This window comes from Pantoea sp. LMR881 (assembly GCF_027157825.1).
Lineage (GTDB): Bacteria > Pseudomonadota > Gammaproteobacteria > Enterobacterales > Enterobacteriaceae > Pantoea > Pantoea haifensis.
The window spans coordinates 2,204,132-2,225,161 of sequence record NZ_JAPVOK010000002.1 but is presented as its reverse complement, the minus strand read 5'-3'; the positions used below and the strand labels follow the sequence as shown (position 1 = coordinate 2,225,161).

General features: G+C 50.8%; 9 protein-coding genes, 1 tRNA gene, 3 other RNA genes and 8 pseudogenes. 13 read left to right on the top strand and 8 right to left on the bottom strand.

Annotated features, from left to right (window positions below; all coding sequences use genetic code 11):
- Positions 1-10 precede the first annotated feature (10 nt).
- Positions 11-3,057 (bottom strand): annotated as a pseudogene (fdnG, locus tag O3W44_RS12230) (formate dehydrogenase-N subunit alpha).
- Between the two features lie 228 nt (positions 3,058-3,285).
- Here fdnG and fdhD point away from each other — a divergent pair.
- A pseudogene (gene fdhD, locus O3W44_RS12225) lies at positions 3,286-4,058 on the top strand (formate dehydrogenase accessory sulfurtransferase FdhD).
- 379 nt (positions 4,059-4,437) lie between these two features.
- On the opposite strand, the gene O3W44_RS12220 reads toward fdhD, so the two are convergent.
- Positions 4,438-5,214: a DeoR/GlpR family DNA-binding transcription regulator gene (locus O3W44_RS12220; RefSeq protein WP_269293265.1), complete on the bottom strand. Its 777-nt coding sequence runs from the start codon at positions 5,212-5,214 to the stop codon at positions 4,438-4,440.
- Between the two features lie 163 nt (positions 5,215-5,377).
- Between O3W44_RS12220 and O3W44_RS12215 the strand changes: the two genes are divergently transcribed.
- The 3 genes and pseudogenes from O3W44_RS12215 to O3W44_RS12205 all read left to right on the top strand — a co-directional run bounded on the left by O3W44_RS12215 (position 5,378) and on the right by O3W44_RS12205 (position 8,693).
- Positions 5,378-6,718 carry an aspartate aminotransferase family protein gene (locus tag O3W44_RS12215; protein ID WP_269293264.1) on the top strand — a complete coding sequence of 447 codons (1,341 nt, stop codon included), beginning with the start codon at positions 5,378-5,380 and terminating at the stop codon, positions 6,716-6,718.
- A gap of 204 nt (positions 6,719-6,922) precedes the next feature.
- Positions 6,923-7,539, top strand: a pseudogene (gene sodA, locus O3W44_RS12210) (superoxide dismutase [Mn]).
- A gap of 191 nt (positions 7,540-7,730) precedes the next feature.
- The gene (locus tag O3W44_RS12205; RefSeq protein ID WP_269293263.1) at positions 7,731-8,693 is read left to right on the top strand and encodes a VirK/YbjX family protein; all 963 of its coding nucleotides are present in this window, start codon (positions 7,731-7,733) and stop codon (positions 8,691-8,693) included.
- Between the two features lie 8 nt (positions 8,694-8,701).
- On the opposite strand, the pseudogene O3W44_RS12200 reads toward O3W44_RS12205, so the two are convergent.
- The 5 genes and pseudogenes from O3W44_RS12200 to O3W44_RS12180 all read right to left on the bottom strand — a co-directional run bounded on the left by O3W44_RS12200 (position 8,702) and on the right by O3W44_RS12180 (position 14,161).
- Positions 8,702-9,063: pseudogene (locus O3W44_RS12200) on the bottom strand (YibL family ribosome-associated protein).
- 89 nt (positions 9,064-9,152) lie between these two features.
- Positions 9,153-9,755 carry a mannitol operon repressor MtlR gene (gene mtlR, locus O3W44_RS12195; protein ID WP_269293262.1) on the bottom strand — a complete coding sequence of 201 codons (603 nt, stop codon included), beginning with the start codon at positions 9,753-9,755 and terminating at the stop codon, positions 9,153-9,155.
- A gap of 7 nt (positions 9,756-9,762) precedes the next feature.
- Positions 9,763-10,911: a mannitol-1-phosphate 5-dehydrogenase gene (gene mtlD / locus O3W44_RS12190; protein ID WP_269293261.1), complete on the bottom strand. Its 1,149-nt coding sequence runs from the start codon at positions 10,909-10,911 to the stop codon at positions 9,763-9,765.
- A 92-nt stretch (positions 10,912-11,003) separates the two neighbouring features.
- Positions 11,004-12,938: a PTS mannitol transporter subunit IICBA gene (locus O3W44_RS12185; protein ID WP_269293260.1), complete on the bottom strand. Its 1,935-nt coding sequence runs from the start codon at positions 12,936-12,938 to the stop codon at positions 11,004-11,006.
- Between the two features lie 506 nt (positions 12,939-13,444).
- A complete protein-coding gene (locus tag O3W44_RS12180; RefSeq protein WP_269293259.1) occupies positions 13,445-14,161 on the bottom strand; it encodes a DUF3053 domain-containing protein in 717 nt (238 codons plus the stop codon).
- 813 nt (positions 14,162-14,974) lie between these two features.
- Between O3W44_RS12180 and O3W44_RS12175 the strand changes: the two genes are divergently transcribed.
- Positions 14,975-15,268 carry an HTH-type transcriptional regulator gene (locus O3W44_RS12175; RefSeq protein ID WP_269293258.1) on the top strand — a complete coding sequence of 98 codons (294 nt, stop codon included), beginning with the start codon at positions 14,975-14,977 and terminating at the stop codon, positions 15,266-15,268.
- Between the two features lie 37 nt (positions 15,269-15,305).
- Here O3W44_RS12175 and O3W44_RS12170 read toward each other — a convergent pair.
- Positions 15,306-15,898 (bottom strand): annotated as a pseudogene (locus tag O3W44_RS12170) (HD domain-containing protein).
- A gap of 62 nt (positions 15,899-15,960) precedes the next feature.
- On the opposite strand from O3W44_RS12170, the pseudogene O3W44_RS12165 reads away from it, so the two are divergent.
- The 8 genes and pseudogenes from O3W44_RS12165 (at position 15,961) to O3W44_RS12130 (ending at position 20,372) form a co-directional block, all read left to right on the top strand.
- Positions 15,961-16,424 (top strand): annotated as a pseudogene (locus tag O3W44_RS12165) (MarR family winged helix-turn-helix transcriptional regulator).
- A gap of 97 nt (positions 16,425-16,521) precedes the next feature.
- Complete coding sequence (locus O3W44_RS12160; RefSeq protein WP_269293257.1) at positions 16,522-16,947, top strand: organic hydroperoxide resistance protein; 426 nt, start codon at positions 16,522-16,524, stop codon at positions 16,945-16,947.
- A gap of 126 nt (positions 16,948-17,073) precedes the next feature.
- Positions 17,074-17,684 (top strand): annotated as a pseudogene (locus tag O3W44_RS12155) (hypothetical protein).
- Positions 17,685-17,997: 313 nt separating this feature from the next.
- Positions 17,998-19,687, top strand: a pseudogene (eptB, locus tag O3W44_RS12150) (kdo(2)-lipid A phosphoethanolamine 7''-transferase).
- Positions 19,688-19,811: 124 nt separating this feature from the next.
- Positions 19,812-19,888 (top strand) — tRNA-Pro (locus tag O3W44_RS12145).
- A 31-nt stretch (positions 19,889-19,919) separates the two neighbouring features.
- Positions 19,920-20,049, top strand: a non-coding RNA gene (locus O3W44_RS12140) — RtT sRNA.
- 32 nt (positions 20,050-20,081) lie between these two features.
- A non-coding RNA gene (locus tag O3W44_RS12135) (RtT sRNA) lies at positions 20,082-20,211 on the top strand.
- 31 nt (positions 20,212-20,242) lie between these two features.
- Positions 20,243-20,372, top strand: a non-coding RNA gene (locus tag O3W44_RS12130) — RtT sRNA.
- Positions 20,373-21,030: the final 658 nt, after the last annotated feature.

Here is a 21,030-nt window from a genome sequence, read left to right as displayed (position 1 = left end):
TTCGTTCTCCTTAAACCTTTTCGACATTCACGAGAAACGCTTTGAACTCAGGCGTTTGCGTATTGGCATCACCGACGAAGGGCGTCAGGGTGTTAGCGAGGAAACCTTTTTTGCCAGGCCCTGAAAGCCCCAGTGAATCGGAATACCCACGGTATCGACGGTTTTGCCCTCCACCGTCAGCGAGCGAATACGCCTGGTCACCACGGCTTTGGCTTTGATATAGCCGCGGCTGGAACTGACTTTCACGGTGTCGCCCTGAACGATGCCCAGCTTAACGGCCAGCGTTTCGCCAATTTCGACAAATTGCTCAGGCTGAGCGATAGCATTTAACCGTGCATGTTTGGTCCAGTAGTGGAAATGTTCAGTCAGGCGATAGGTGGTGCCAACGTAAGGGAACGCATCAGCGTGGCCCAGACTGTCGCGATCGTTTTTGAACAAGCGTGCAGCCGGGTTTGATACCACATCAGGATGCAGCGGATTGGTGCCAATAGGGGTCTCAAAAGGCTCGTAATGTTCCGGGAACGGACCTTCAGCCATTTTGTTGAGCGCAAATAGCCGTCCAAGCCCTTCAGGCTGCATGATAAACGGCCCTGCGTCGCTGCCTGGCGCGGCGTTGCTGTAATCGGCAACGTCCTGACCAGTCCATTTACTGCCGTCCCATTGCACTAACTGCCGTTTTGCATCCCACGGTTTGCCTTGTGGATCTGCCGAAGCGCGGTTGTAAAGAATGCGGCGATTCAGCGGCCATGCCCAACTCCAGTTCAGCGTATTACCCAGACCAGACGGATCGCTGTTATCGCGGCGCGCCATTTGATTACCTTCTGGCGTCCAGCTACCGGCGAAAATCCAACAGCCGCTGCTGGTCGAACCGTCATCCTTCAGATGGGCAAATGTACTGAGCTGCTGGCCTTTCTTCGCAAGCAGCGTGCCTTTGCTATCGAAAATATCCGTTAATGCTTTACCGTTGCTTTCTTTCGCAACCTCTTCTGAAGCCGGATTGTCTGGCGTCAGATAGTTCCATGTCATGTTCAGTACCGGTTCCGGTACAGCGCCGCCTTCACGCGCATACATCTCACGCAGCCGCAGATAAATACCGGCAAGAATTTCGCCATCATTCACCGCTTCGCCCGGTGCATCCTGAGCTTTCCAGTGCCACTGCATCCAGCGGGCGGAGTTGACGATTGAGCCTGCTTCCTCAGCGAAACAGGTTGAGGGCAGACGGAAAACTTCGGTTTGAATCGCAGCGGTATCCACCTCATTGTATTCACCGTGGTTCTGCCAAAAGGTGGCGGTTTCGGTATTCAGCGGATCGATGGTTATCAAATATTTCAGCTTCGACAGCGATTGGGTAATTTTGCGCTTGTCAGGGAAGGAGGCCAGCGGGTTAAAGCCCTGACAGATATAACCATTCACTTTGCCTTGCGCCATCAGCTCGAAGTATTGCAACACGTCGTAGCCTTTATCCCACTTCGGTAGCCAGTCAAAACCCCAGTTATTTTCTTGCCGGGCGTGATCGCCAAAAAATGCCTTCATCAGGCTGACAAAGAATTTAGGGTAGTTGCTCCAGTAATTTACCTGGCCTGGCAGCATGGCTTTGGGAGTGTTGGCGCTGAGATAGCTTTGCAGATCGGTCTGCTTATCTGACGGCAAGGTCAAATAACCCGGCAAACTTTGCGACAGCAAACCGAGATCGGTCAGGCCCTGAATATTGGAGTGACCACGCAATGCGTTAATGCCACCGCCCGCCATGCCCATGTTGCCTAACAGTAGCTGGATCATGGCCATAGTCCGGATGTTCTGCGCACCCACGGAGTGTTGCGTCCAGCCCAGCGCATAAAGGAACGATGCGGTACGATCGTGGGCGCTGGTTTCCCCTAACAGCTCACACACTTGCAGGAAGTCAGCCTGTGGCGTGCCGCAGATACGTTCAACCATGTCAGGTGTATAACGGCTGAGGTGCTGCCTGAGTAAATTCCACACACAGCGCGGATGGGTCAGGGTGACGTCGCGTCTGGCGAAGCCCTCTGCATCCAGCTCATAGTGCCAGCTGGTTTTATCATACTGACGTGTTGTCTCGTCGTAACCGCTGAACAGGCCTGCATCAAACGAAAAATCGTCGCGCACGATCAGGCTGGCATTGGTGTACGCTTCGGTATATTCACGGTTGATTTTGTTATGGGTGATCAGCCACAGCAAGACACCCGACAGGAAAGCAATGTCAGTGCCTGAGCGAATCGGCGTATAGAAATCGGCTACCGATGCGGTACGTGTAAAACGCGGATCGATAACAATAATTTTGGCATTGTTATGAATTTTGGCTTCTATTGCCCAGCGGAAACCGACCGGATGCGCTTCAGCAGCGTTTCCACCCATCACCACGACCAGATTGGCGTTACGGATGTCGACCCAGTGGTTGGTCATCGCACCGCGACCAAATGTTGGAGCAAGACTTGCTACCGTTGGTCCGTGTCAAACGCGCGCCTGGTTGTCGACCGCTAACATACCCAGCGATCGGGCCATCTTTTGAGTTAAATAGCCAGTTTCGTTACTGGATGCCGATGCGCACAGCATGCCGGTTGTCAGCCAGCGATTAACCGTCACGCCCGCATCATTTTGCGCTTCGAAGTTGGCGTCACGATCCGCTTTCATTAATCTGGCGATACGGGTGAAGGCCTCGTCCCAGCTAATGCGTTGCCATTTATCTGAACCTGGCGCGCGATATTCCGGGTATTTCAGTCGGCTGTCGCTGTGGACAAAATCGAGCAGTCCGGCTCCTTTTGGACAGAGCGCACCGCGGCTTACCGGATGATCGGGATCGCCCTCAATGTGGAAAATGGTTTCTTTAACATTTTTTGCACCGTCGCCGAGGCTGTACATTAACAGCCCGCAGCCTACTGAACAGTAAGTACAGGTATTACGGGTTTCGCGTGCGCGCAACAGCTTATACTGCCGCGATTGCGCAAGCGCCGTCTCAGGCATAAAGCCGAGCGCCGCTGCCGTGGTGCCTGCCATACCGCCAGCACAAATTTTGAAGAACTTTCTTCGGCTGACATTCATGATTACATCCTTTTATACGATTGCGGTGACTGATGAGTGCTTGTCTGGCAGTGATCTTTATGGTTCTTCCTCTGCGAGTTTGTAGAGGTTATAGCGCAGGTTCAAAATGATCATTCGCTGGAAAAGCGGCATGATAATACCCTTTATTTACTGTGGTTTTTAGATCGGACAGATAAAGTGAAAATAAACGACGCGAATAGTGACGCGAATGTGATCAAGATCGCGGGAATGGTTGAAACCCAGGTCTGGCAACGTGATGATCTACAACAGTCTCAGGCTGACTGGCTGGCAGAAGAGGTGCCCGTCGCGCTGGTGTATAACGGCATTTCGCATGTGGTCATGATGGCGACACCCAAAGATCTTGAAGCCTTTGCACTTGGCTTTTCGCTGTCTGAAGGCGTTATTGATGCGCCAGAGGATATTTTTGGCATGGATGTGGTGCCGGGCTGTAATGGCATTGAGGTTCAGATAGAGCTTTCCAGCCGCCGCTTTATGGCGTTGAAAGAGCAGCGTCGGGCAATGGCGGGGCGCACAGGTTGCGGCGTATGTGGCGTCGAACAGTTAGATCAAATCGGTAAACCGGTTATGCCGCTGCCTTTCACCCAGCGTTTCGCGTTAAATCATCTCGATCGTGCATTAAGCCAGTTAAAAGCGTTTCAGCCGGTGGGCCAGAAAACCGGTTGTACTCATGCGGCCGCCTGGATTCAGCCAAACGGTGAACTGGCGGGGGCTGTGAAGATGTCGGGCGCCATGTCGCACTGGATAAACTGCTAGGCATTCGCAGCCAGGCTCGCTGGACGCAAGGCGCGGTATTAGTCTCCAGCCGCGCCAGCTACGAGATGGTGCAGAAATCGGCCATGTGTGGCGTTGAGATTCTGTTCGCTGTTTCTGCCGCCACGCGCCTGGCGGTTGAAGTGGCAGAACGCTGTAATGTGACACTGGTGGGTTTTAGCAAACCCGGACGCGCAACGGTCTATACACATCCACAGCGGTTAATTTAAACGCTTTTTTGTTCACAAAACGGAAGTGACACGATGTGGCAACACTATCGAACTGAGCGTTTGACGCGAAAGGATAGCGGCGTATTTGAATAGAGGTAGGTTGTTTTTCCGCCGATAAAGAGTGAACTGCGTGACACAGAAAGACTGGGATCCAGAGAGTGACTGGCTCAAATGGCTGTGGGAAAAGTACGCGGCTATGTTTGAGCTTCGAAACAGTAAGCCGCTATGCCGGTGAGAGCCGTTATATCCGGTTTAGCTTTGCGGGTGGCGATGGCGGATAGTGTCTTAATGAAAAAAAGCGACTTTGCCATTTCCGCTTATTTAAACGTGCGGAAAAAGCAAACAGCGTAAATACATTCGCTTACCGCTATGTTTTAAATTAAACCACCATGACCTGTGGCAAAGCCTGTTGCAGCGCAGCCAGCGCCACAGTTTTGCCACCGCCATTATCGGTAATAAGCAAACTAATTTCGGACGATGATGCGTAAACCGTGCGGCTGACAACGCCCATTTTGCTGTGATCGGCCAGTAAAAAACATTGATTCGACTGCTGCACCATGGCACGGGCGATGGCGGCTTCATGGGGATGAAAGCTGGTGGCACCGCTTTTTGCATCAATGCCCACGGGCGAAAGCAGGGCCACGTCGGCGCGGTAGCGATAAATTTCCCCAACGGTTATTTCACCCCGCGTGTGTTGCGCGCCTGCGCCCATAGTACCGCCTAATAAAATAACCTGATTATTCAGCGTTTCATGCTCTTCACCTGCGCTCAGCGCCAGTGCCGCCTGCAAACTGTTCGTCAGAATCGTCAAGCCGGACATGGTGCGCAGGATTTCCGCCAGCACGGTGGTGGTGCTGCCAGCATCAAGAAAAAGCGTTTGGCCTGGCTGTAACAATTGCGCGGCGGCTAAGGCAATGGCGCGCTTTTCTTTGGCCTGCGCAGCGCGACGGACGATCAGCGGCGGTTCAGGCGGGGTGTCGATCGCCACCAGTCCCCCATGCACACGGCGCGCCAGCCCTAATGCTTCCATTTCAATGATGTCGCGACGTGCAGTTTCACGCGATATACCGAGCTCTTTGATGATGCGTTCGGTGCTAACCTGACTGAGCGTAGTCAGTAAAGCACGGATACGGTGAAGGCGCGTTTCCTGCAGCATGGCAAATTCCCTGAGACAACATGAACAAGTGCCTAAGCTTACCTGAGCAGGGCGAAGGCGTCATGTGTATTTAGTTGTATTTGTGTATTTGGTTGCATTTTTAAAAAGAGCAGGCATGATGTGACTATTCGCTGCATCACCTACATTCGCAACGGGAGTTATCATGGCCACGCGCTCCACCATCATGGATACCAATAGTTTTCGTGCAGAACATGCTGACGCGCTTGATGCTGATACGCGCAAGCTGACTGACAAACGCAGTAAAGTGCTTGGCGAATCCTATCGCCTGTTCTACCGCAAGCCGGTACATCTGGTGCGCGGCGAAGGGCAATATCTCTGGGATGCGGCAGGTGATAAGTACCTTGATGTTTATAACAACGTGGCGAGTATTGGTCATTGCCACCCGGCGGTAATTGATGCGGTTACTCAGCAGATGAAAATGTTGAATACCCACACCCGTTATCTGCATGAAAATATTCTGGATTACACCGAAGAATTGCTGGCGACCACGCCCGACGAAATTGATCGCGCCATGTATATGTGTACCGGATCGGAAGCTAACGATCTGGCCATCCGCGTCGCGCGCGCTTTTAGTGGCGGTACAGGCATCATCGTGACGAAAGAGGCCTACCACGGCACCAGTGAACTGACATCAGGCGCATCACCGGCGCTGGGCAGTGGGCAGCCGCTGGCTCCAACCACACGTTTAGTTATGCCACCGGATGCGTATCGCGTTGACGCACCGGACCTGGGTGAATGGTTTGCCAAAGAAATTCAACAGCAAATCGACGATATGAAAGCGCACGGCATTAAATTTGCGGGCTTTCTTGCTGATTCGATTTTCTCTTCTGATGGCGTCTTGCCCAATCCACGCGGTTTTTTGCAAAAGGCGGTGGATGTGGTTCACGCCAACGGCGGTATTTTTATTGCTGATGAAGTGCAGCCTGGTTTTGGGCGCACCGGTGATGCGTTCTGGGGATTTGGTCGTCATGACATCGTGCCTGACGTGATCACAACTGGCAAACCCATGGGAAATGGCATTCCGGTGTCTGGCCTGCTAGCCAAAAGTGATGTGCTGGCCGCGTTCAGTGACGACATTCCTTACTTCAATACGTTTGGTGGCAATCCGGTGGCGATGGCCGCAGCACAGGCGGTGTTGAAAGTCATCAGAGAAGAGAAGTTACAAGCGCACAGCCGTGTTGTCGGTGCCAAATTGCAGGCTGAGCTGAGCAAACTGATGGATCGTTTCGACTGCGTTGGCGATGTGCGCGGTGCCGGATTATTTATCGGTTTTGAACTGGTAGAAGATCGCGCCAGTAAAACGCCAGACAAAGTGCTGGCATTAAATCTGATTGAAAAGCTGCGCGAACATCGTGTGCTGACCTCAGTCGCCGGGCCTTATGGCAACGTTCTGAAACTGCGTCCACCGTTAGCGTTCCAGGAAAGCGATATCGACTGGTTAGTGGGGGCGCTGGATAAATCGCTGCGCGAGCTGGGTAAATAACAGTGGGTCCGGCGGCAATAGTGCTGCCGGTGAAGGCCAGGCCGTAAAAACAACGGGTTGCTTTTGCTCGCTTGCTCAAACCCTTATGTTTAATGGGGCATTGATTACTCTTTTACGGATCATGAATTTAACTATAATGATTCGACTGCTTACGCGGCACGCTCAAAACAAGTGCTGCTCAAACATTAAATGGAGAGGAAGAACATGAGTTATTCACTGCCATCCCTGCCTTACGCATACGACGCACTGGAACCGCATTTTGACAAGCAGACGATGGAAATCCATCACACTAAACACCACCAGACCTACGTCAACAACGCCAATGCGGCGCTGGAAGGAACTGAATTTGCCGATCTGCCAGTTGATGAACTGATCACTAAACTGGATCAGCTGCCAGCAGATAAAAAGGCCCACTGCGTAACAACGCAGGTGGTCACGCTAACCACAGCCTGTTCTGGAAAGGCCTGAAAACCGGTACGACTTTACAGGGCGACCTGAAAGCAGCCATCGAAAAAGATTTCGGTAGCGTTGAAAAATTCCAGGAAGAGTTTGAGAAAGCGGCTGCAACCCGCTTTGGTTCTGGCTGGGCGTGGCTGGTTAAGAAGGGCGATAAACTGGCTGTGGTTTCTACCGCAAACCAGGACAACCCGCTGATGGGTGAAGCAATTTCTGGCGCATCAGGCTATCCAGTTCTGGGCCTGGATGTGTGGGAACACGCTTATTATCTGAAGTATCAGAACAAACGTCCTGACTACATCAAAGCATTCTGGAACGTTGTAAACTGGGACGAAGCAGCAGCACGTTTCGCTTCAGCTAAGTAAATAAGTGACAAACCGGTGGAAGCGATTCCGCCGGTTTTTCGTGTTTATCATGATCTGTTTTCCAGCCTCGATTGCTAAATCAAAAGTAAACCAATCCTGATTTTCTCCGCCTGGCTTTTTAACGTTAACCTGCCGTTGATATTCGTGGTTTTACCCTGAGCGCCATTCCCACTTCAGAGTATGACGCTAACATGTCAATTATCACTGCTCAGGAGACGAACACTGATTCGTCTGTTTCACTGTTTTTGCCGTTAATTAGCGGGAAATATATTCCAGATAAATTGTGGCTAAGTAAACGCTTCCGATTAAAGTTCTTGTTAAGAACCTTAATATCGCCTGTCACCACCGCGCGCTATTTACACCAGCTTTCACAACTGCCGCAAATAACGCAGTTGATGAACAGCCAGGGCTTGCTGCCAGCCAGACCTCATCGCCCTTATCTGCGCGCGGGCCTCAGCGTGGCAGCGCGTGCACAGGCTATTCTCGATCACTATCAAACCATCAATCAGCTGCAGGATCCGCAGTTGCGTCAGCTTCTGCAAAGCCACGGCGATAATGTGCTGGCTCATTTACAGGGCAAAAATGGCGAGGCATTTTTTATTACGGCCAGCCCCGGACATTATGATCGTGAAGGCGAAGTGACATTAGTGCTGCGCTATCAGCAGGACATTATTGCCTCACTCTCATTTTCACTGATTAATGAGGATAACCAGCGCACGTTGTTAATTGGTGGTTTGCAGGGACCGCGTAAAAACATAACCAACGACGTTATCCGTGAAGCGACCAAAGCTGCGCACGGCCTGTTTCCGAAACGTCTTTTAATGGAAGTGGTTTTTATTTTGGCCGGAGAGTGTCGGGCGCAGAAAATAGCGGCAGTAGGTGATAACACCCATGTTTTCCGCAGCCTGCGTTATCGTCATAGCAAAAGCGAACACTTTTTTGCCAGCTACAGTGAGTTCTGGCTGTCGTTAAGCGGTGAAGAGCGTGCAGATGGCGTATTTCAGTTGCCGTTAAGCCTGCCACGTAAATCGCTGGAAGAGATTGCCAGTAAAAAACGCGCTGAGTATCGTCGTCGTTATGAGCTGTTAGCCAGCCTGGCGGAGCAGGTTTATGCTGCCGCCGGACAACGCAATGTCGATCAGGCCGCAGCCTGACCGTTATCTCAGAATGCGTTTTTAGCGAAACCGGTCATGACTTTGAGGCCCATTTCACGTCCCAGCGCGGTCATTGGATGCACCACAACCAGACCGCGCACGCTTTTCTTTAGCGCGCCCAGGTTCGCCTGCTCTTTTTGGTGATTTCACGGCTAAAAGGCAGTTTTTGCAGCTTTTGCGCTTCAACGCTCAACTTTTCGACGCGTTGATTACGTAAACGCTCGATCTCAGTAACCAGGGTTTCTTTCTCTTTTAACAGCGCACCCAGCTTTTCTGCATCACCCGATTCCAGCAACTGCGGCTCTTTACGGTTCAGGGCATCCAGCTGATCGCTGAGGCGTTTGATTTCGTTCTTTTCTGGCTCTTTCATGACAACAACTCGTTAAGGAAAACAGGCAAAGGATACACCAAAACTGGCGCATGTTCTCGGTGAGGTTAGGGGGATAAAGCAGATAAGATTCAGCTAACGGGCTTTTTAAATGCTTGCTTAAGACTAATGCGGGAAATCAATTCAGTCAGTGATAACACCATGGTAGATCGCACCATTTGCAGATAACGTAGCTGCTGCATAGCACGCAGCTCTGCATCGTCAGGATGAAAATCGGGTCGTGGTGGCCATGCAGTGACGCAATGCAGCTCGCCAAACGGGCCGAGAATTTCATCATCCGTGAAGCGGTAATCACCCTCGTCATGATTCAGCTCCTCGCGTAGCGCAAGCAGCAATTCGCAATCTTCATACTCATGACGATTGATCACACCCAGGCCGTAGATCAATTTCAGCCGCACCGGTAATTCGCCCAGCGGCCCATTGCCAAGCAATAGCGGTTCGACGGCGTATTTAACGGCGTAATCATCCTTGCGAAACACCTGTAAAACCAGCAAGTTGACCGCTTCGGCCAATAGCTCGACGGCGGCGATCAGAAAGCTTCTCACCGAGCGACCGGCGTTCAGGCGCTCAAGCACCCGGTTTTCAAAAGCTTGCTTCTCTTCCATTATTGCCTGCATGGGTTTGATACCGCTATCGGGTGCAACTGCACTGCACCCGATGAGCAAAGCTAACATACGCGCATTATGCCATAGCGTTATATGCGCTCACCACCGAAGCCACTACTTCGCTATTAGCGTCAAGGCCAGAAACCTGCGCCAGCGCAGCCTGCGGGCCTTTCTCCTGTAACAGCGTGGCTAACTCTTGTGCCTGTGGGTCCTGATCGCTGCGGTAGTGCATCGCGGCAGCAATCCCCTGTACCAGATGCGTGTGCGGTAGTTGGTACTCCAGCGTGCCGAGTGTCGGCTTGATCAGGCGATCACCTGCGCTCAGTTTACGCAGCGGCTGACGACCTACGCGCTCTACATCATCTTTCAAATAGGGGTTTTCGAAACGGCCCAGAATTTTTTCAATGTATGCTGCATGCTTATCGGCTTCAAAACCATAGCGTTTGATCAATACAGCGCCACTCTCTTCCATCGCGCCTTTCACTACCGCACGGATTTTGTCATCCAGAATGGCATCACGAATAGTCTGATGACCCGCTAACTGACCAAGATAGGCCGTAATCGCGTGGCCCGTATTCAGGGTAAAAAGCTTGCGCTCCACAAAGGCCATCAGGTTGTCAGTCAGTTCCATACCTGCAATCGTCGGCAATTCGCCTTTGAACTGAGTCTTATCAACAATCCATTCGCTGAAGGTTTCCACCGTCACTTCAAGCGGATCATTACTGCCTGCTTCAGACGGCGGTACAATACGGTCAACAGCCGAATCAACAAAGCCGACATGCTGTTCCAGCCAGGCGTGATACTGCTCCGGCAGAGCTTTCAGAACATGCTGCTTTAACTGACTGGTGCCACGCACCATGTTTTCGCAGGCGATAATGTTCAACGGGCGGGCATTACCGCTGTCGCTGCGTTTGGCCAGGCCTCTGGCGAGGCTACCCGCAATGCGCTCAAGAATTTGTGGCCCCACCGCAGTAGTAACAAGATCAACCTCAGCAACCAGCGTAATAATCTCTTCGCTGGTACTGTTTACCGCGCTCACGCCTGTTACAACGTCAACCTTCGCCTGCTCGCCGACAACATGAACGGGATATTCATGACGTGCGTTCAGCGCATCCAGCACCGCCTGATTAACATCAGCAAACACCAGTTCGATGCCTGCATCTGCTAACAGTTTGCCAATGAAACCACGACCGATGTTTCCTGCTCCAAAATGTAACGCTTTCATAATTTTGACCCATTTCAAAGACGATGGGGCGAGCATGCCCGCCCCGGATTTCAGGACGGGCTTACCCGCCCCAGGGAAATGATTTATCTGAATTACGCGGTTGCCGGGCTGCCTGACAGCAGATCCAACACTTCCTGCACGCTGGTGGTGTTGGCCAGCTTTTCAATCACGCGGTCATCGTCCAGCGCATTGGTCAGGCTGGTGATGACCTGGATGTGCTCGTTATTGCGTGCAGCAATACCAATCACCAGACGGGCAACGTCATCTTCTTCTTCGCCAAACAGCACGCCAGCCGGATACTGGCAGAAAACCACACCCGTTTTCAGCACGCGATCTTTCGCTTCAACAGTGCCGTGTGGCACAGCAATGGATTCGCCGAGGTAGGTTGGCGTTAACTTTTCACGTTCCAGCATCGCTTCTACGTATTCCGGCTCGACGTAACCCCCTTTCACCAATTGCTCACCGGCAAAGCGAATTGCCTGCTCTTTGGTGGTTGCGCTCTGACCGAGGAACACGTTGTCTGAACCCAGTTTAAACAGGTTTGTGTTGCCATCGTCATAGCTGTCGCCTAACGTTTTCTGGACTATTTCACGGTTCGATTCGCTGCGGTTTGCCGCAACCAGGCGTTCAGTCAGCGTGCTGTACAGGGCGCTGTCGAGGAAATTGTTCAATGAAATATGCTGAGCATGCGGAGCCTGACGTATTGCACGTTCAGTCAGGTCGCGGTGCGTGATAACCAGATCCACATCACCCGGCAGATTATTGATAGCAGTATTGGTTACCGACACGTTGCTCAAACCCGCATCCTGAACTTTTTTACGCAACACGCCAGCACCCATCGCACTTGATCCCATTCCGGCATCACAGGCAACGATGATTTTGCGCACATGGTTCAGTTCAACGCTCATCGCATCACTGGCGACAGGCGCACCAGCTACGCTTTGGCCTTTAGACTGCGCCTTCATATCCTGCATGCGCTTCGTGGCCGCTTCAATGTCATCTTCATCTTTCACTTTGCTGGTTTTCAGCAAGATGGCTGATACCACAAAGGAGACGGCAAAAGCCGCGACGATAGCCATGATGTTCGCGAAGTAAGCCCCTTTTGGCGTCATCGCCAGCACCGCAAGGATCGAACCCGGTGAGGCTGGAGAAACCAGGCCGCCGTTCAGCAGTGTCAGTGTGAATACGCCCGTCATACCGCCAAGGATAACCGCCAGCAGCAGACGCGGTGCCATCAATACGTAAGGGAAGTAGATTTCATGGATGCCGCCGAGGAAGTGGATGATTGCCGCACCGCCCGCAGACTGTTTTGCACTTCCACGACCAAAGAACATATAGGCCATCAGCACGCCCATACCAGGGCCTGGGTTGGCCTCAATCAGGAAGAAGATTGATTTACCGGCTTCGCTGGCCTGCTGGATACCCAGCGGCGAGAAAATGCCGTGGTTAATGGCGTTGTTAAGAAACAGAATTTTTGCAGGTTCAACAAAGATTGAGGTCAGCGGCAGCAGGTTATTCTGCACCATCAGGTTTACACCCGCAGCGAGAATATGCGACAGCCCTTCAACCAGCGGACCGATAGCCATAAAGGCCAGCAGCGCCAACAACATACCGATAATACCGGCAGAGAAGTTGTTGACCAGCATTTCAAAGCCGCTTTTGATCTTGCCGTCAATGGCACGGTCAAAGGACTTGATCGCCCAGCCGCCAAGCGGACCGGCAATCATTGAGCCAAGGAACATTGGCATATCGGCACCGACAATCACGCCCATAGTGGTGATCGCACCGACCACGCCACCGCGGTCACCACCTACCAGACGTCCGCCGGTAAAACCGATCAACAGCGGCAGCAGATAGGTGATCATCGGACCTACCAGCTTGGCCAAGGTTTCATTTGGGATCCAGCCGGTTGGAATGAACAACGCTGTGATGATACCCCAGGCGATAAACGCCCCAATGTTTGGCATCACCATATTACTCAGAAAGCGACCAAAGCTTTGTACTTTGACCTTCACTGATGAGGACATAAACCCACCCCTTATTGAGACGCGCTGCAATAGGAGAGCGCGTTTGTTTTTGTTTAACCACCGCGGCGGGAAACCGCTGGTATTACTGTATGCACGCGGACTCTATCACGCGAATATGACGCTGCGTAGCGTCTGGAATAAGTGTGATGCAGATCACGCACTTAAGGTGGGGGCTGGGGTTGTTTAAGTGATGTAGATCACAAAATTAAGCTGTAATAAAAGTACGTTGGTGAATTTATAAGCGTAACCGGGCCAGTTTTGTGATTGTAATCACAGATAATGATGGTCTCTTTGTTTCATTTATGTGATTTAGATCACAAAGAATTTTCGTTTAAAAATGCGCCAGATCGCACTTTAATCGTGGGCTGTTTTCATGCGTATAAATCTGAAAGAGAGTAACGAAAGGCGAGAAATCGAGCGTTTAGCCCGTTCATACTTTAAGCTGCGGGGCGTTAACAACGGTTGCGGGAAAAATGAGCCTCGGGCGAGGCTCATTGCTGGCATGATTACTGTAAGCCGCCCTGAACGGCATTTTGTGCCTGCGTTAGGGCCTGCGTATTAGCTGACAGGTTGCTCATCAAAGTGTTGTACTGCGATGCCTGATCCTGAGTCGGGAACTGCACACCGCCGTCATTGAAGCTGACGCGCGTGCCCTGGGTTTGCAGGAAATCACCGGTTTGCACTGCGCTTTGGCTTAACGCCTGTAATTTAGGCAGTAAAGGAATAAGCAGGTTGGCAGGTTTTGTCACCACTTTGTCATAAACGGTGTCGTAAACTTTCTTGAGATCGTCCGGTTGTTTAAGTGCGGCCTTGCTGCTGTCAGCCTGCATTTTGGCGCTCTCAATTTGCTGGGTAACGATGACTAACGCACCGTTGGCCTGACGCAGCGAATCACGGCGGGAAAGATAGTCCTGCGGCACGCGGATCGCTGACAGCTCATCCACTACCGGGCGCATCCCTTGTTCCACAGCTTTATTCGCCTGCTGAGAAAAACCATAAATGATGGCGTAGTCGCTGGCGAAATTGCCAAAGCTCTGCTTTTGATTTTCGCTCAGGCTGGGCAGATGCTCGCCGCTGCGCATGACCGTGTTTTGCAGAAAATCAATAAAGGCTTTGCGCTGCTCGCCTTCTTTATCACCGCAAGCGGTAAGTTGCAGCACGATAAGCGCGCCAGCAAGCATGATACCGCTGCGCGCCCAGAGGCGGGAAAGTCCTGAAGCCATTCGTTCAACTCCTGTCAGTGAATCGGGCTGATATCTACGTAAGAATGGCCTAAAGAATAGAACAAACGGGGGAGTGCGCACAACGTGAAAGCCGTTGTTGTTGGGCGTATTAATCCGAAGCGTCAGTGAAATCATTTCTGAGCTTAACTGACGATGCACAACCTGTGACGTGTCCGCACTATTACGCAGCATTGCGCTCATCGCTGCGATCTGCGTTAAGCGATGTCACCGTGGGTTAAATGCTGAAAAAGTCGGCAGGTGTGATGAACCGCATTCAGCTTTAAAGCGGGATGGGCGGTAAAGGGAGGGTGATTGCAGCCTGTTAAGTAAACAAATGGCGCAAATTTTGCACGGATAAAAAGCTAAGACGTTATTATTCAGTGGCAGAACAAGCGGGTGTGACGGGTTGGGAGCAACGTCGGGTTGGACGGTGAAGAAAAGATGGAGAATCTGGTTACGGCAACGATAAGCAGAGTTGTTCAATTCCAGATAAGAGCATTTCAGTGAAAGTTTATAATTATCATTTGCTTAACCTGTTTTTGCCCGTAACGGCATCGTTAAGGTAAAAAAATAATCATAAATTGCACAGCAAATCGTCCGGTCTCTATCCATACTTAATCTCCCGGCATTTGTTGCATTGTCCTGACTTATTCAAAAAGCAGTGCGCATCAGGCTGTGTCCCGTAATGGTTTCACCTATAACAAAAACAAACCCTTGCGGGATACAGCCTGAACTGGCCGGTTTCAGAACCTGATTTCAGGTTCGTACCTCTCTACTTTCACGTGATTCATAGTGAGTTTGAAGGAGTTCTCTATGGAGTTAAAAGACCCAATGTTTGAATTGCTCAGCAGCCTTGAGCAGATTGTTTTGACACGTGATAACTGCCCTGTTGAATCGGAAATCCAACTTCAACCTGCTATGCCAGAACCCCAACGCTTACGTGAAATGACGGGTATGCAGGTTGATGAGTTTGCCAAAGTAATGGGTGTTAGCGTTTCTTCTGTAAAAAGTTGGGAAGCACGCCGCACGCGCCCTTCCGCTACCGCGCAGAAATTGATGAAATTGCTTCATGCCAATCCCTATCTTGGCCGGCAGTTACTTGAATAAAAAAGAAAAGAAAGGAACCCGCCACAGGCGGGTTTTTTTAACTCAGCCCACCATATTTTGCCGCCTGCTTAACAAACCAGCTTTCTGGCACGCTGTGCGGGGGCTGTCCTAACTGAGCGATGCCATTTTCGATAATGGTTGAGGCCTGCTGCCATAACTGCCTGTCGCCCTGTTTGAGCAACGCGATCTGCACCTTTTTTCCACTAAATAAACCCGGGCAAAATGTGGATCGAAACGCACAATCGAACGGGTATTGTCGATAATGTCAGCTAACTTAATGGTTTGTGCATCGGGTGATGCACTGGCTGTGTGTTGAAAATGTGCCAGTTTGCGCGCCGCACGATTTTTAGCAGAAGGCTGCACGCTGTCCGTTAACATCTCAACCAGTTCTGCGACGCGCGGGCCAAAAAAATTTTCGATATCGCTTAATGTGGTGCCGGTATCTTCTACCGTATCGTGTAGCCAGGCGGCGGCCAGCAAATGCTCATCATGGCTGACGCTGCGCACCAGTTCGACCACTGCCGCAGGATGCACAATGTAAGGTTCGTCAGTGTATTTACGGCGCTGACCTGCTTCGGCATGGGCTTGTGTGGCATAGCGTCGCGCCTGCTCTTCCAGAGAATCCATCATGCGTTAACCCCCGAGGAATAAGTTGCTTGCAATTATGTAGTGCGCTATTTATATTCTAACCCATGAACAGTGATCAAGATGACAAAAAGTGAAAGCGACGCCACTGTTGCTCGATCAACAGCTTTGCTTTGCACTTTATTCAGCTAATCTGGCAATGAATAAAGTGTATCGACATTTACTGACGCAGCTCGACATTACCTATCCGCAGTATCTGGTTATGCTGGTGTTGTGGCAAAAAGATGATGTCACCGTTTCTGAAATAGGCGAGCAGTTGTTTCTGGATTCTGCCACCTTAACACCGCTGTTAAAGCGGCTGGAAAACGCCGGATTGATTAATCGTCAGCGTTCCCGTGAGGACGAGCGTCAGGTTGTTGTTACGTTAACTGAAACAGGCAGAGCATTACGCAGTAAAGCTGAGAGTATTCCAGAAGCGATTCAGTGTGCAGCGGCCTGTGATGACAGCGCACTGAATGCCTTGAAAATGCAACTGGAAGGACTGCGCGATAATTTAAACAAGTCGCGTTAATTATCTGGCTGTCGGTACAGTGTACCGGCATAACTTCATCCGCTCGACGACACAGATTTAAATAGCGAGCGATTAAATAGCGTTATAGCGAGGATATATGTCATTACAAGTGGTTTATCGTGCTAAAGCCAAAGCAACCGGGGGCCGTGATGGCCGCGCAACCTCTTCCGACGGCGTGCTGGACGTTAAATTAGGCGTGCCAAAAGAGATGGGCGGCGCGGGCGGTGAAGTGACTAACCCAGAGCAATTATTTGCGGCAGGCTATTCAGCCTGTTTCCTTGGTGCGATGAAGTTTGTTGCGGGTCGTGACAAGATTGCTATGCCAAAAGATGCCTGGATTGAAGGCGAAGTGGGCATCGGTCCGATTCCAGATGGTTTTGGTATTGAAGCAACCCTGAATATTCACCTGCCAGAGATGGATGAAGCGGAAGCGAAGAAGCTGGTCGATGCGGCACATATCGTTTGCCCGTACTCAAACGCTACCCGCAATAACATTGACGTAACGCTTAATATTATTCGCTAAGCGCAGCATGGGCCCGCAAAACGGGCCCATAATGTTTTCACACACTCTTTTTTCTGCCGTTTCCCCCGCATTTTCTCCACGCGCTTTACGCTTATTCAGTCTGCTAACTATCCTGGAGAAGTGCTCATGACTTTACACCTGCGCGCCTTGTTGCCCGGTTTATTGTTGACTGCTGCTTTTACTGTTGCCGCAGCCGACAACGTTATTACGCCTACACGCGGCACCATTGATGCCATTAGCGGTAATCAAATGGAGATCACTACCCGTCAGGGGAAAAACTCAGCGTCGAAATAACAGATAAAACGAAAGTGAACAGCGTCAGCAAAGCGCAGATGAGTGACATCAAACCTGACAGCTTTATTGGCACCGCTGCGGTGCCTCAAGCCAACGGTGAGCTGAAGGCGCTCGAAGTCCATGTGTTTGCACCGAGCCTGCGCGGTAGTGGGGAAGGGTTTAATCCGTTTGAATCCGCAGACGGCGCGATTAATACCATGACTAACGGCACCGTCGGCAAGCTGGTCAATAACAATGGCCGCACCCTTACCGTAAAATATGGTGATAAACAAAAAATCGTGCAGGTGCCGGATGACGTGCCCGTCGTACTGATTGAACCGGGTAACAAAAGCCTGTTAAAACCAGGCGGTAAAGTGGTGTTGTTTGGCACATTAACCCGTGAGGGTCACATTGTGGCGAGAGGAATTTCAGCAGGTAAAGATGGCCTGACGCCGCCTATGTAACGCTCTCTTTATCACGGGCCGGTTGTGTTCGGTGGTGATGCCGGTGGGTACGGCAACGTATTACAACGTGTTAAGCAGGGGCGGTGTTATAGCCGTTCCTGCCATTTTCGATGAACAAAAAATGTGCAAATTGCCACCATAACGTTTATTTTCTGGCCTAACCGTAACTCGCATGTTTTACTGTGCCACCTCGCTATAATCGCTCAGATTTATCTCGCATCCTGTGCGTCGCGCTTATAAAGCGAACTCTGCTGCAATCTGGCAGTCACAATACGTTCATAACGTGCACCACTCCAGGGAAACGCCATTTTTCATGAGTTATATTAAAAGTTTAACGCAGCAAAAGCTGTCGCTATTGCTGGCGTTATACATCGGTATATTATTGAATTTACCGATTTTTTATCGCCGGTTTGACGGCTTCTTAACGAAATCCACACTCGTCGACTGGGTTTCTGCCGTAACGGAAGTTGTGGCTATTGTTCTGTTAACCTTTTTCCTGATGCGTTTGCTTTCGCTAGGGGAAAAAGGATTTATCGCGTTCTTGCCACTTTTTTAGTGCTGATTTCCGTCGCTGCCGCCTATTACATGGCATTTTTTAATGTCGTGATCGGCTATGGCATCGTGGCATCGGTGATGACCACCGATATCGATTTGTCAAAAGAGGTAATTGGTCTGCACTTTGTAGTGTGGATGATACTGGTCAGCGGGTTGCCGTTGCTGATGATTTGGCGCAATAACCTTAGCCTGACGCTAAATGAGCAGTTACGCACACCGGGACAGCGCCTGAAGCCTGTGCTGATCATGCTGGTCTGCGTGGCGCTGGTTTGGCTGCCCATTCGCTATTTTGACAAGCTACAAAAAGCCAATGAAGAAATAACCAATATCGATCTGCCAAGCTACGGTGGTGTCGTCGCGCACTCTTATTTACCATCAAACTGGCTGGCCGCGGTTGGACTGTTTGCCTGGACGCGGTTTGATGAAACCATGGATAGCCAGGAGTTGCTCGATCCGGCGAAGAAATTTACCTATGTCGCGCCCAAAGGGTTAGATGATACCTACGTGGTATTTGTGATTGGTGAAACGACCCGCTGGGATCACATGGGGATGCTTGGCTATGAGCGTGACACGACGCCTAAGCTTTCTAAAGAGAAAAATTTAGTCGCGTTTCGTGGTCAGTCCTGCGATACCGCAACCAAGCTGTCGCTGCGCTGTATGTTTGTACGTGAAGGCGGCACCATGGATAACCCAGGCCGCACGCTGAAAGAGCAGAACGTGTTTGCAGTGATGAAAGAACTGGGCTTCACGTCTGAACTGTTCGCTATGCAAAGCGAAGTATGGTTCTACGATAACGTCAATGCTAATAACTTCGCGTTTCGTGAGCAGATTGGTTCTGAAAAGCGTAATCAGGGCAAAGCGGTAGACGATATGCTGTTAGTGCCTGAGCTGAAAGCGTCGCTGGATCGTTTTCCTGACGGCAAACATTTAGTGGTTCTGCATACAAAAGGCTCGCACTATCTTTATTCGCAGCGTTACCCGCGCAGTTTTGCGCGCTATCAGCCGGAATGTTTAGGGGTTGATGACACCTGTAGTAAAGCACAATTGATCAACGCTTATGACAACTCAATTTTGTATGTCGACAATATGCTCGATAGCGTGTTTGATCAGTTACGTGATAAGAAAGCGATTGTTTTCTATGCTGCCGATCACGGCGAATCAATCAGTGACAACATGCATTTGCACGGCACCCCACGTGAAATGGCTCCCCTGAGCAGTTCCGGGTGCCAATGATTGTCTGGGCTTCGGATAAGTATCTGGCTGATCCAACTAATCGCAGCAACTTTGAGCGTTTACAGGCGCAGCAGCGCGTAGGTAAAACGCATCGCCACGTTGAGTTGTTCGATACGATTCTGGGTTGTCTGGGTTATACCTCACCCGATGGCGGCATCAAAGCGGCTAATAACTGGTGTCAGGCACCGGCATCCGGCAAGGCGAATGCGTTATAATACGGCCCAAAACATATTGACGTATCGCGGCTTTTCTTGCGTCGCGTGCTTTCCAGGCGATTGGCGGTAAAAGCTTAAAAAGCGGTTGACGCTGTTTATAGGGCGCAGTAATATGCGCCCCCATCGGCGAGTAGCGCAGCTTGGTAGCGCATCTGGTTTGGGACCAGAGGGTCGGAGGTTCGAATCCTCTCTCGCCGACCACATTTAAAAACCTGCTTGAAAAAGCAGGTTTTTTTCGCCTGTAGCAAAGAGGATGAGAACCTCCGAAGGAGGTTTGAGCCGAGCGTAGCGAGACAACGTTGCTTCAGCAACGGCCCGCAGGGCGCTTCTTACAGAGAAGCGTCATCCTCTCTCGCCGACCACATTTAAAAACCTGCCTGAAAAAGCAGGTTTTTTTTTGCCTGTAGCAAAGAGGATGGGAACCTCCGAAGGAGGTTTGAGCCGGGCGTAGCGAGACAACGTTGCTTCAGCAACGGCCCGCAGGGCGCTTCTTACAGAGAAGCGTCATCCTCTCTCGCCGACCACATTTAAAAACCTGCTTGAAAAAGCAGGTTTTTTTCGCCTGTAGCAAAGAGGATGAGAACCTCCGAAGGAGGTTTGAGCCGGGCGTAGCGAGACAACGTTGCTTCAGCAACGGCCCGCAGGGCGCTTCTTACAGAGAAGCGTCATCCTCTCTCGCCGACCACATTTAAAAACCTGCTTGAAAAAGCAGGTTTTTTTTCGCCTGTAGCAAAGAGGATGAGAACCTCCGAAGGCGATTTGAGCCGGGCGTAGCGAGACAACACCGTTGTATCGATCATAAAACCTGTCGCCTTTCCATGCCGCACTCTCTTTCCAATAACGTATCAATAATCCCCTTTCAGCGGCTTAGCTTGCCAGAGCATTCTTTTCCCGGCTTTTCTTTAATTATCCCTTGCTGTATCAGTGTTGCAGCGTTATTTCGCGACACATTCTTCTTATGACCGAAAGCGGCAAGTTGCTGATTTCTTATGCCACTCAGGCAGCATATTTCGCTGGTTGAACGTCATAACGCACGGTGAATCGTTCAGTTATTCAACATTTGCCGGTAAAAGTTTTATGTTTTTTAACGGTGAGAATCACTAGCGACAAACTTAAACACCAGCAGAAAGTACGGATTTTGACCCGCCGATCTTGCGCAAAATATGGCATTTGCGCAAAAACGGTTTTTTTTAGCGTTGCTTGCTATTCCTCACACTCTGTGTAAATAACTAACCGTTGTATTGACGTTCTTTGCAACTGTTGACAAATTGATGCGTCAATAAAGAAGCAGAAGCGACATGCTCTGACAGATTCCACGGTGTCAGAAAACGACAAAATAACGC

Excerpts from the sequence above, each read along its gene's own strand:
- O3W44_RS12220 (WP_269293265.1), bottom strand. The coding sequence starts at position 5,214 with ATGCTGCAGGAAACGCGCCTTCACCGTATCCGTGCTTTACTGACTACG.
- O3W44_RS12215 (WP_269293264.1), top strand. The coding sequence starts at position 5,378 with ATGGCCACGCGCTCCACCATCATGGATACCAATAGTTTTCGTGCAGAA.
- O3W44_RS12205 (WP_269293263.1), top strand. The coding sequence starts at position 7,731 with ATGTCAATTATCACTGCTCAGGAGACGAACACTGATTCGTCTGTTTCA.
- mtlR (WP_269293262.1), bottom strand. The coding sequence starts at position 9,755 with ATGTTAGCTTTGCTCATCGGGTGCAGTGCAGTTGCACCCGATAGCGGT.
- mtlD (WP_269293261.1), bottom strand. The coding sequence starts at position 10,911 with ATGAAAGCGTTACATTTTGGAGCAGGAAACATCGGTCGTGGTTTCATT.
- O3W44_RS12185 (WP_269293260.1), bottom strand. The coding sequence starts at position 12,938 with ATGTCCTCATCAGTGAAGGTCAAAGTACAAAGCTTTGGTCGCTTTCTG.
- O3W44_RS12180 (WP_269293259.1), bottom strand. The coding sequence starts at position 14,161 with ATGGCTTCAGGACTTTCCCGCCTCTGGGCGCGCAGCGGTATCATGCTT.
- O3W44_RS12175 (WP_269293258.1), top strand. The coding sequence starts at position 14,975 with ATGGAGTTAAAAGACCCAATGTTTGAATTGCTCAGCAGCCTTGAGCAG.
- O3W44_RS12160 (WP_269293257.1), top strand. The coding sequence starts at position 16,522 with ATGTCATTACAAGTGGTTTATCGTGCTAAAGCCAAAGCAACCGGGGGC.